This window comes from Duodenibacillus massiliensis (genome assembly GCF_900128485.1).
Lineage (GTDB): Bacteria > Pseudomonadota > Gammaproteobacteria > Burkholderiales > Burkholderiaceae_F > Duodenibacillus > Duodenibacillus massiliensis.
In genome coordinates this window covers 1-1,017 of sequence record NZ_LT635853.1, presented here as the reverse complement: position 1 = coordinate 1,017, position 1,017 = coordinate 1, and the positions used below count along the sequence as shown (strand labels likewise).

Genomic DNA, 1,017 nt, shown 5'->3' with positions numbered 1-1,017 from the left:
CGATACAACGCATGGGCTGAAAAGTTGCTTGCCCTGCAGAAAGAAAAGGAAGAGGTGCAGGCAGCCAACATCGCCGCGGCTCTCAGAACCAGCCGGAAGACCTATCAGGAGCTGATGACCTTTTTGGGGAAATAATCACCCGTGCCGGTGTTTGAGTGCAAATTTTTTGGGAAGTTCAGGAACAGACTCAGCGCTATCCGCATGCTTTACACCGGTTCCGGCGAGAAGCGTTGGCTGGAAGTTACCGGCAAGCAGCATGAAATTGCACGTCGGCTCGGATTTCCTGATCTCTACGAAACGATCCCTGAATGGGTACCTTGATTCAACTGACGTAGGGGGCTGACGTCCCTACGTACGTGCCCGTACCAATTTAGACAGTCAGGTGTTCTTCAAGAATGTGTGTTTTCTCACCGTGCTGATTCGTGCAGCGAATGTGCCACCCCAGCATTTGATTGCTGTCCGGATCGTAAATCTCGACAGTGTCACTGCAGATGCGCACAGCAACTTTTTTATGCGCATAGGCGGCAGGAACGCTGTAGTGGTGCCCGGCATCAGAAGAGATACGAATGCAGTGTGCCTTGTCAGCAACGAGCAAGCGCCATTGCCCCAGTTCGTAGCGCAACGGCGGCAGAGCCCGAGGATGTAAGGTTTTTCGTGTCCAGGCGATAATAGCGCTCCCGTAGGGCGCGAAAGGAGTCACCGTGGCACACCGTACACCCAAAATAAACGACACCGTAAAATTTACCGACCAGCAGCAGGCCATTCTGAACGATGCCGTAGAGCAACTGATGGAAGCCGGCGGCTTAACGGCCTTAACGCAGGCTCATTTCAACGAAGCGATGAAGATCGTAGCCCAACGCTTCATCAACGCCGCCCTGCAAGGGGAACTGAAGCACCATTTGACACAGGAAGACGAAAATCTCAACGAAGAGGAATCGTCGGCTGAGCGCGTTGAAAACAAACGCAATGGGTACAGCAAGAAAACGCTTCACGGCAATAAAGGCGATTTAGAAATCC

General features: G+C 52.6%; 1 protein-coding gene and 1 pseudogene. One reads left to right on the top strand and one right to left on the bottom strand.

Annotated elements, in window-relative coordinates; genetic code table 11:
- Positions 1–370: 370 nt before the first annotated feature.
- On the bottom strand, positions 371–622 hold the full coding sequence (locus BQ7486_RS00650; RefSeq protein WP_143182978.1) for a Mu transposase domain-containing protein: 252 nt from the start codon (positions 620–622) through the stop codon (positions 371–373).
- Positions 623–722: 100 nt separating this feature from the next.
- Between BQ7486_RS00650 and BQ7486_RS00645 the strand changes: the two are divergent.
- A pseudogene (locus tag BQ7486_RS00645) lies at positions 723–1,017 on the top strand (IS256 family transposase); the annotation flags it as partial.